Origin of the sequence: Pseudomonas sp. P9_31 (assembly GCF_034008235.1) — a bacterium.
Classification (GTDB): Bacteria; Pseudomonadota; Gammaproteobacteria; order Pseudomonadales; family Pseudomonadaceae; genus Aquipseudomonas.
On sequence record NZ_CP125375.1, the window covers coordinates 2,948,828 to 2,958,351 of the forward strand.

The 9,524-nt window shown below is 63.5% G+C and carries 7 protein-coding genes; all 7 read left to right on the forward strand.

Annotated elements, in window-relative coordinates; translation table 11 throughout:
• Nucleotides 1–8 precede the first annotated feature (8 nt).
• The 7 genes from QMK51_RS12960 to QMK51_RS12990 all read left to right on the forward strand — a co-directional run bounded on the left by QMK51_RS12960 (nt 9) and on the right by QMK51_RS12990 (nt 9,453).
• Entirely contained in the window at nt 9–1,049 is a 1,041-nt protein-coding gene (locus QMK51_RS12960; protein ID WP_320394306.1) for a class I SAM-dependent methyltransferase, read from the forward strand.
• Complete coding sequence (locus QMK51_RS12965; RefSeq protein WP_320394307.1) at nt 1,046–2,350, forward strand: MFS transporter; 1,305 nt, start codon at nt 1,046–1,048, stop codon at nt 2,348–2,350. Before QMK51_RS12960 ends, QMK51_RS12965 begins: the two co-directional genes overlap by 4 nt.
• Before the next feature lie 25 nt (nt 2,351–2,375).
• Complete coding sequence (locus tag QMK51_RS12970; RefSeq protein ID WP_320394308.1) at nt 2,376–4,790, forward strand: decarboxylase; 2,415 nt, start codon at nt 2,376–2,378, stop codon at nt 4,788–4,790.
• A 23-nt stretch (nt 4,791–4,813) separates the two neighbouring features.
• Nucleotides 4,814–7,324, forward strand: coding sequence for an aminotransferase class III-fold pyridoxal phosphate-dependent enzyme (locus tag QMK51_RS12975; protein WP_320394309.1), 2,511 nt, complete (start codon nt 4,814–4,816; stop codon nt 7,322–7,324).
• Between the two features lie 181 nt (nt 7,325–7,505).
• Nucleotides 7,506–8,678: a molybdopterin-synthase adenylyltransferase MoeB gene (gene moeB, locus QMK51_RS12980; RefSeq protein ID WP_320394310.1), complete on the forward strand. Its 1,173-nt coding sequence runs from the start codon at nt 7,506–7,508 to the stop codon at nt 8,676–8,678.
• A 17-nt stretch (nt 8,679–8,695) separates the two neighbouring features.
• Complete coding sequence (locus tag QMK51_RS12985) at nt 8,696–9,103, forward strand: M67 family metallopeptidase (RefSeq protein WP_320394311.1); 408 nt, start codon at nt 8,696–8,698, stop codon at nt 9,101–9,103.
• A gap of 77 nt (nt 9,104–9,180) precedes the next feature.
• Nucleotides 9,181–9,453 carry a MoaD family protein gene (locus tag QMK51_RS12990; RefSeq protein WP_258700348.1) on the forward strand — a complete coding sequence of 91 codons (273 nt, stop codon included), beginning with the start codon at nt 9,181–9,183 and terminating at the stop codon, nt 9,451–9,453.
• Nucleotides 9,454–9,524: the final 71 nt, after the last annotated feature.

The following is a 9,524-nucleotide window of genomic DNA, read 5'->3' on the forward strand; positions in this document are numbered from 1 at the left end:
TGCGAACTATGAACGGAATCAACCTGGCGTCCCCCCATCCCCTGCAACCTTACTGGGACCTGACCCTGGCGGCGGTACGCGCCGATGCCCTGCGCATTGCCCTGGACTGGAAGCTGTTCAACCTGCTGCAAGTGCCGGCCACGGCCTTGGCGGTTGCCCGGCAATTACAGCTCGACCCAGCCAATACCGGTTACTGGCTGGAGGCGCTGTGGAGCATGGAATTGCTGGCGCGCGACGATCGCCAGCCGCCCCATTACCGCAATACCGCGGTGGCCAGCGATTACCTGCGGGTCGAGGCGCCGGATTATTGCGGTGACGCCTGGGCCTTTCGCCTGCGCGGCTTGCGGCACTTCGGCAGCCAGCTTGGCGATCAGGTGCGCACCGGCCAGCCCGGCGGCCAGGCGCCGAATGTAGCGACCACCATCGACAACTGGACCACGGCGGCGCGCTTGCAAATCGCCCAGGAGCAACGGGCGGTCACCGTGGATATGGCGCTGCGCCTGATGGCCCAGGTGCCGGAGTTCTCCGCTGCACGACGCATGCTCGACCTGGGCGGTGGCCCGGGGCTGGTGGCCATTGCCCTGGCCCGGGACAATCCGATGCTCACCGGCGAGGTGTTCGATTTCTCCCAGACCGTGACCGTGGCTGCGGATAACATTCGTCGGGCCGGTCTGGAGGCGCGTCTGGATGTACGTGGTGGCGATCTGGCGAGCGATCCGATCGGTGAAGGCTACGACCTGATCTGGTGTTCCTCGGTGCTGCATTTCGTCCCTGACATGGCCGCCACCCTGGCCAAGATCCATGCGGCGCTGCGCCCTGGCGGGGTGCTGGTCAGCGCCCATGCGGAAATCCCCACAGACCCGGAGCAAGCGCGGCGGGTCATGCCTTATTACCTGTCGATGCAGATGCTCGGACGCCAGGTGACCTACGCCGGCGGCATGAGCGAAGCCTTGCAACAGGCCGGTTTCGTCAATATCGACAGCTACCCCGAAGTGGCTTTCGCCATGACCCCGGTGTCGGTGCTGGTGGCGCGTCGGAGTACCTCATGAACCGCCAGAGCGACGCCGGCGCCTGGCGTCTGCAACTGCTCTTTGGCTGGCTGAGTTTCGTGCTGGCGGTGCCGAGCATTTATCTGCTGCTCGGGTTGCCGCTGGTGATGCGCGAGCACGGCTGGTCCGGCACTGATATCGGCCTGTTCCAGCTGGCCGGTTTGCCGGCGGTGTTCAAGTTTCTGCTGGCCTTGCCCGTGCAGCGCTATCGCTGCGAACGCGGGCATTACCGAATCTGGGCGCTGGTGCTGTGCCTGTTGCTGGCGCTGTTGCTGGTAGTGGTCAGCCAGCAGGCGATCACGGCCCATCGTGGGTACCTGTTTGGCCTCGCGTTCGCCGCCGGGGTGCTGGCGACCTGGGCGGACATCCCGGTCAATGCCCTGGCGATCAAGTTGCTGCCCGAGTCCCAGCGGATTCGTGCCGGCGGCATCCGCTCGGCGGCGCTGTTTCTCGGCGCCATTGTCGGTGCCGGAGTGATGTTGCTGGTGCACAACCGCTGGGGTTGGCAGGCGCCATTTCTGTTGATGGCTGCCGGCCTGTTGCTGGCGTTGCTGCCCCTGGCCTGGTTGCGCGAAGGCAGCGTCGAGAATGCAGCGCCGATCAGGCCCTCTCTGGCCGACTGGTCGGGCTATTTCCGCCAACCCGGTGCGCGCCTGTGGACCTGGGTACTGCTGAGCAGCTTTCCCTTTGTCGGCGCCGCCTGGCTGTACCTCAAACCCTTGCTGCTGGACCAGGGCATGGCCGCGCAGCAAGTGGCCTTGATTGCCGGCATTGGTGGCGGCGTGGTGGGGGCCCTGGCCAGCTTACTGGGTGGTCGCCTGATTCGGCGCCTGGGGCCGGGGCGGGCGATTCCGCTGTTCATGGTCTGGGCCTTGTTCGCTCTGCTGGCACTGACAGCGGCGGTGGGGTTGCAGGCCGGGATGATCTGGCTGGTGGCGGCGGCTTTTGTGCTGGCCACGGCCATGGGCGCGGTGTCGACGCTGGTCTTCGCCCTGATGATGTTTTTCTCCCGCGAGCATCGGCAAGCCGCCGACTACGGGCTGCAAGCCAGCCTGTTCGTGCTGACGCGCCTGCTGGTGCCGATTGCCGCCGGGGTGCTACTCGACCACGGCGGTCATGTGGGGATGCTGGCCGGTCTGTCCTTGGCGATGTCCGTGGTCTGTGCGCTGGCCCTGGTGGCCCGGCGTTCGATCGCGGCGGCCACGGCCGGCCTTTACAAGGAGGCGCCAACAAGGCGGTTGGCGCCCCGTCCGGTTCGAGCAGAGGCCCATGGGCCTCAGCCACGAGCCATTCAATCGTAAGTCTGACTTGAGTAAGGATGAGTTAATGAAGGCAACCTTAGGTATCTGTCTGGTTACCCAGGCCGAGCCTCTGATCGAGGATGTGACCTTTGTCATCGAGCAGTTGCAGGCCGGCTTGCAGCCGCCTGCCACTGCCGCTGACTGGCCACTGACGATCGGAGGCTGCGAAGAAATGCACCGGGCCCTGGGGCCGCGGCCCCGCAGCGAGGCGGTGCTGGAAGCCCTGATGGTCCAGGCCAGGAGCTATCTGCAGGGTGGCCCGGCAAATGCCGCTGCGCTGCCCGATCTGTGGTTGATGACCTTCGAATCGGTCGAGGCGGCGCAATCGCGGTTGCGTCACCTCGACCCGCGACTGTCGAGCGAGCTGTTCATTCTTGACCTGAGCGAGCAAGCCCAGGCCGGCGTCGAAGACCCTTTCGACGAGCTGATCGCCGCCGCGCCCAACCCGCGCCTGTCGCCTCATTCGGCGCTGCTGTATTGCGCCTTGTCGGCCTTGCCGGAATGGATGAACCGCATCGGTGGCAATCGCCATCTGCGGGTAGCGGGGGAGGATCGCGCGGCGCGGCGTGCGGACTTGTTGCGGATCGTCCTGGATCACCTGGAACATGCCTACTTCAACCGTCTGCTGGCGCGCTCCATCAGCGGTCCACTGCTGTCGGTGAGCCTGGCCACGGAAGTGACGCGCTTTATGCGCAGTCGCTGGCAGGAGCGTTGGGACTTTCATTCCTACACCGGTTCCATGGTGGCCGGGATGATTCAGTCCATGCAACAAAACGTCGCCGGCACGGGCGTGCGTTGCCTCAGTGGTTGCAACGAACACAGCCTGGCGGTAAGCGCCATGGCCGGCTGGCAGCTGTTTGGCCGGGCCTACGTGATCACCGTGACCTCGGGCATGATCGATGAATTCCGTGGCACCCTGGCCAACCTCAAACGTCTTGGTGCGCCGGGGCTGATCATCTGCGCCGACAGCCCGGAAAGCGTCTGGTACGCCTTCCAGGGCACCCATGACGGTGACAACGATGGGCGCCGGGTGATCGAGGCCAAGGGCCTGCGCCAGGTGTTCATCCGCAAGGTCGAGGAGATCGGTGCCTGCCTGGAGCAGGCCTTCGCCATGCTTGCCGAACGGGCCGAACCGGTGTTCATCCTGGCCACTCAAGGGGTGCTGGAATCCCGGCCTCTGGTGCCGCTGGATGTGCGCCTGCCCGAGCCGCCAGCGACCCCGGCAACCCAGCTCAGCAGCACCCAGATCGAGGCGCTGGATCAGGCCCTGGACCTGATCAACCACCAGCCGCTGCACCTGCTCTGGCAGTGCGGCAAGCTCAGCGATCAGCAGCGGCAACGGGTGCACGCCCTGGCTGAACGCGGCGCCATCGGTCTGGCCGACAGCATCACCCAGCCCGGCAGTGTCGGCCCTTACCACGAGGGACGACGGGTACCGCACTATCTGGGGCCGTTGTCGTTGTATGGCTTCAGCCGACGGGTCTATCAGTTTGTGCACACCGACCACGAGTTGAACGGGCCGCAAAGCCATTGCGTGTTCTTCCTGAAGGGCAAGGTCGATCAGGCCGCCACGCCGTTCTCAGAAGGCAAGCTCAAGCGTCAGTTGCGGGTGGTGCAGGTCAACCATGAGCCACGGCACCTTTCGCCGTTTACCGACCTGGCGCTGGATGTGCCGCTGGATGTGTTCCTCGATCACATCGAGAGGGGGTTGCAGGTCGAGCCACAGATCCTCGCCTTGCGTCGCGCCAAGCTTGACGTGCTGTCGGCCACCAGCGAGAGCGTGGCGGTGGACCACATCGAAACCCTGCCGATGACCTCCAATTACTTCTTCCACCGCTTGGGCAACCTGGTGCGCGAACTGATCGAGCAGCAGGACTATCGCTATGTTGGCGTCTATGACGTCGGCCGCTGTGGCATCTCGGCGATGCGCAATGTGCCGCGCACCGATCCGGGTTTTTCCGGCTGGTACGGGCGCGCCCTGATGGGCGATGCGCTGATGGCCTTGCCCTATATCGCCATCACCGGCACCGGCAATGTCCTGGCTTTTATCGGCGACGGCGCCCGGGCGCTGGTGCCGGATATCGAGGCACGGCTGGCCCAGGGGCTGGCCGAGGACCCCGAGGCGGAGAAGCGCAATGTGACCCTGTTCTACCTCACCAACGGCCTGTTGTCGCTGATCCAGACCTACCTTGACAAACGCTACGCCCACAATGGCGCACAGCAGGTTTCGGTGACCAGTGCCGCACCGTTGGCGGCACCGCTGGAGCGCGTCGGGCCGATCAGCCTGCACCGCGAACGCCTGGTGAGCTTCGATGAAGCTCGCCTGCGCAGTGCCCTGACGCGCCCCGGACAATTGAATATTTTCGACGTGTTGTTGGCCCATAACTCGGAAGGCGACGGCTTGAGCCTCGTCTCCGAAACCGCCTGGAACCGTCAATGAACCTGCACTCAGGACAGCCCCCCATGAAATTCGGTTTTATCGCCCACCCAACCTCCATCGCCCTGCAACGTCAGGTGAAGATCATCGACCTGTTGGACCGCACCCTCGCCGAACAGGACCGTGGTTATCAGGCCCGACTCTGGCAGCCGCGCAACCTGGTGCCGTTCGCTGACTTCGGGCGCATCGTCAGTGCCAGCGGCGCGACCTGCGAAGGCATCCTGCATTACCTGCCGCTGACCGCCGAGCAAATGCTCAGCCAACCGCGAACCATTGCCGGGCGCGTACTCGAAGGCGTGCAAAGTCTGAAAGAGCAGGGCGCGCAATTGGTTGGCCTGGGCGGGTTTACCGCCATCGTCGGCAATCGCGGTTTGCAGACCCTGGACCGTAGCGGCGTGCCGGTGACCACCGGCAACTCGCTCACGGCCTACGCCGCCTACAAGAATGTGCTGGAAGCCATGGCCCGCCTGGAAGTGTCGCCGGCGGACAGCGAAGTGGCCGTGGTCGGTTACCCCGGCTCGATTGCCCTGGTCATCGCCAAACTGCTGGCCCGGGACGGTTGCCGCCTGCGTCTGGTACACCGTGGCAGCGCCGAACAGGGCCGCGAAAGCCTGGCCTATCTGCCGACGGAGATGCATGGCCAGGTGCGCATGACGGCAGACATCGACAGCTGTTACGACGAGGTGCGCTTCTACGTCGCCGCGACATCCAGTGGTGGGGTGATCGATCCCTATCGGCTGGCACCGGGTTCGGTGGTGGTGGACGCCGCGTTGCCGCGCGATGTGCTGCCGTTCCAGCATGATCGCAAAGACATCCTGATCATCGACGGTGGCCTGGTGTCGGCCAGTGAGGCCCTGCGCTTCGGCACCGAGACCCTGGGGCTGGCACCGAAGAAATTCCTCAATGGCTGCCTGGCGGAAACCCTGGTGCTGGCCCTGGAGGGGCGTGCCGAGGCGTTTTCCATCGGCCGCGAACTGCCCGAGGAGCGGGTGCTGGAGATCGGCCGGATCGCCGAGTTGCATGGTTTCTCTCCATCGCCCATGGCTTCCTATGGCGAGCGTCTGCGCGAAGAAGATTTCCAGGCCTTGCGCCGTTTCCATCGACGGCCCACGGCAACCCCGACCGCCGACCAGCCGGCCGCGTTGCGCGCCGAAGCCTTGCGTTGTTTTGGCGAGCACATCAATCCGGTGTTGCGCGAGTTCTATCAGTTCAACCATATCGAGCGAGTGTTCACCCACGGCAGCGGCTGCTGGCTGACCGATCTGGACGGTGGTCGCTACCTGGATTTCGTCGCCGGTTATGGCTGCCTGAATACCGGGCACAACCACCCGCGGGTCAACCAGGCGTTGCAGGCGTACTTGCAACAGCAGCACCCGACCTTTGTCCAGTACGTCTCGGTGCCACTGCAAACCAGCCTGCTGGCGCAGCGTCTCAGCGAGCTGGCGCCAGGCAACCTGGAGCGGGTGTTCTTCAGCAACTCCGGCACCGAGGCGATCGAGGCCGCGTTGAAACTGGCCATGGCCGCCATGCGCCGCCCACGGGTGCTGTATTGCGACAACGGCTATCACGGCAAGACCCTGGGCGCGCTGTCGGTGACCGGCCGCGACAAACACCGCGACCCGTTCAAGCCGCTGTTGTCGCGCTGCGATTCGATCCCCTTCGGCGACCTGGCCGCGTTGGAGGCGGCCTTGAGCCAGGGCGATATCGGCGCCTTTATCCTGGAACCGATCCAGGGCGAGGGCGGGGTAATATTGCCGCCGGCGGGCTACCTGAAACAGGTCCGGGAGCTGTGCAGCGCCCATGACTGCCTGTTGATTCTCGACGAGATCCAGACCGGCCTCGGGCGTACCGGCAAACTCTTCGCCTGCGAGTGGGAGGCGGTGGTGCCGGATATTCTGGTGCTGTCCAAGTCCCTCTCCGGCGGCGCCGTGCCCATCGGCGCGACCCTGTCCAGCGCGGCGCTGTGGGACCGCGCCTACGGCAGCATCGATACCTTTGCCTTGCATACCTCGACCTTCGGCGGCGGCAACTTCGCCTCGGCCTCGGCCTTGGCGACCCTGGACGTGATCGCCGATGAAGACCTGGCCGGCAACGCCGCGCGGGTCGGCGGGCAACTCAAGGAGGCGCTGCGCGAGGCGGTCAGCGGTTACCCGTTCATCCGCGAGGTGCGAGGCATCGGGCTGATGATCGCCATCGAGTTCGAGTACAGCTTCCACGGAGGGGTCGAGGCGTTCGTGCGTGAGTTCGCCAGCCGTATTCCGGGGAATGCGGCGGGCACTTATCGCATGCTGTCGGGCAAGGCCAAGCGGCACATCGAGGAGGCCATCAGCGAGGTGGAGAAAAACTTCGAGGAGATGTTCGTGCTGCGCTTCGTCAGCAAATTGTCGAGGGAACATGGGGTGCTGACGTTCGTCACCGCCAACAACAACCGGGTGATGCGCATCCAGCCGCCGCTGGTGCTCAGCGACGCTGAGGCGCGGCATTTTGTCGAGGCGTTCAGCGCCGTGTGCAAGGACATGTCGACCTTCCTCGCCTGAGTCAATTGACCGCCCATGAAAGCCCTCGATAGAGGGCTTTCATCTATTCGTCATAAGTTACCGACGATTGTTTAAATGCATACAAAAACGTGGCTTCTGAATATGAAAATCCGGGGCCGTTGAATTGATTAATTGAAGTTGCTGCCTGAGAATCGGTTGCATTCAGTAACAGAGATTCACCATGAAACTTCCTGCTCTTGTAGAACCCGTTGCAAACCTAAGTAATGAAGAAATAACCCGCTACAGTCGGCACTTGTTAATTCCCGATGTCGGCCTTGAAGGCCAGCGTCGCTTGAAGAGCAGCAAAGTGCTGGTCATCGGTGCGGGCGGCCTGGGTTCACCGGCCTTGTTGTATCTGGCGGCGGCCGGCATCGGCACTCTGGGTATCATCGATTTCGACCGGGTGGACGAGTCCAATCTGCAACGCCAGGTCATTCACCGGGTGGCCACCGTCGGCCAATTGAAAGTTGAAAGCGCCGCCGCGGCGATCAAGGACCTGAACCCCCATGTGCAGGTCAACCTCTACGACCAGCGCCTGGAACCGGAAACCGCAGTGCAGTTGTTCAGCCAGTACGACCTGATCCTCGACGGCACCGACAACTTCGCCACCCGCTACCTGGTCAACGATGCGTGCGTGCTGGCCAACAAGCCCTATGTCTGGGGTTCGATCTTCCGCTTCGAGGGCCAGGCCTCGGTGTTCTGGGAAAGCGCCCCCGGCGGCGTCGGTCTCAATTACCGCGACCTGTACCCGGAGCCGCCACCCCCTGAACTGGCGCCATCCTGCTCGGAAGGCGGGGTGCTGGGTATTCTCTGCGCCTCCATCGGCGCGATCATGGCCACCGAGGCGGTCAAGCTCATCACCGGCATCGGCGAAAGCCTGCTGGGGCGCCTGATGGTTTATGACGCCCTGGAAATGTCCTACCGGCAGATGCCGCTGCGCCGTTCACCCGGGCGCCAACCGATTATCGCCCTGAGCGATTATCAGGCGTTCTGCGGCCTGACCGCGCCCAAGGGCATGCAGCCTTCGGACATTCCGTCCATCAGTGCCCGGGAGCTGCAAGCCCTGCGCGAACGTGGCCAGGATGTGCTGCTGATCGATGTGCGCGAGCGTACCGAGTGGGACATCGTACGTATCCAGGGTGCCCAGCACATCCCCAAGGGACCGAATACCGCCGCGCTGATCGAGACCCGTTTCGGCAAACACGCCAACCTGGTCCTGCACTGCAAATCCGGGGCGCGCTCCAAGGCCGTGTTGCTGGAATTGCAGCAATTGGGCTTCAGCAATGTGCGCAACCTCGAGGGCGGCGTATCGGCCTGGGTGCGGGACGTCGAGCCGACGTTGCCAAGTTATTGAACGCAGGCGGGGCGAACATGTTGAGTATTCGTGCCGGCCTGCTGGAGGCCATGCTGGAGCAGGCGCGACGGGATCATCCGCTGGAAACCTGCGGCATCATCGCCGCGCCCGCTGGCGCCAGAACCGCCGAGCGGCTGATCGCCATGGACAACGCGGCACGCTCGCCGACCTTTTTCAGCTTTGCACCGAAACAGCAATTGGCGGTCTGGCGTGAACTGGATGAGCGGGACGAGGAGTGCCGGGTGATCTATCACTCCCATACCGCCAGCGCGGCCTATCCCAGCGCTGAAGATGTGCAGTACGCCGGTGACGCTTCGGTGCACTACGTGATTATTTCAACCCTGCCGGATATTGATGTGGCGGTGCGCAGCTTTCGAATCGTTAATCGTAAAGTTACCGAAGAAAGTATTCATGTCGTGCGCTGAAACTTGATGTCGGCACGGCGTTAAGCAAGATCAATTAATTAATAAAAACAGCCTTATTCAGGCTCAGGGAGTTCTGCATGTCGATTTCCGTCATGGTGCCAACTTTGTTGCGCTCTTTTACTCAAGACCAGAAGCGCATCGAAGTTCAGGGAAGTACGGTGCTTGAAGTGATCGAACAGATGGAACGGGAGTACCCCGGCGTTAAGGAACGGCTGATTGGCGACGGTCAGGTGCATCGTTTCGTGAACATCTACGTGAACGATGACGACATCCGTTTTGCCGACAATCTGGCCACCCCCCTCAAGGCCGGTGATGCCATCACCATCCTGCCCGCGGTTGCTGGTGGTTGATTGCTGACTGATCGCTCCGGGCCTGCGCGGCGTACCTCACCCGAGGCCGTCCGCGCAGGGTTATGCAACCA

Bases quoted from the DNA above. Each gene is read 5' to 3' on its own strand.
- QMK51_RS12960 (WP_320394306.1), top strand. From the start codon at position 9: ATGAACGGAATCAACCTGGCGTCCCCCCATCCCCTGCAACCTTACTGG.
- QMK51_RS12965 (WP_320394307.1), top strand. From the start codon at position 1,046: ATGAACCGCCAGAGCGACGCCGGCGCCTGGCGTCTGCAACTGCTCTTT.
- QMK51_RS12970 (WP_320394308.1), top strand. From the start codon at position 2,376: ATGAAGGCAACCTTAGGTATCTGTCTGGTTACCCAGGCCGAGCCTCTG.
- QMK51_RS12975 (WP_320394309.1), top strand. From the start codon at position 4,814: ATGAAATTCGGTTTTATCGCCCACCCAACCTCCATCGCCCTGCAACGT.
- moeB (WP_320394310.1), top strand. From the start codon at position 7,506: ATGAAACTTCCTGCTCTTGTAGAACCCGTTGCAAACCTAAGTAATGAA.
- QMK51_RS12985 (WP_320394311.1), top strand. From the start codon at position 8,696: ATGTTGAGTATTCGTGCCGGCCTGCTGGAGGCCATGCTGGAGCAGGCG.
- QMK51_RS12990 (WP_258700348.1), top strand. From the start codon at position 9,181: ATGTCGATTTCCGTCATGGTGCCAACTTTGTTGCGCTCTTTTACTCAA.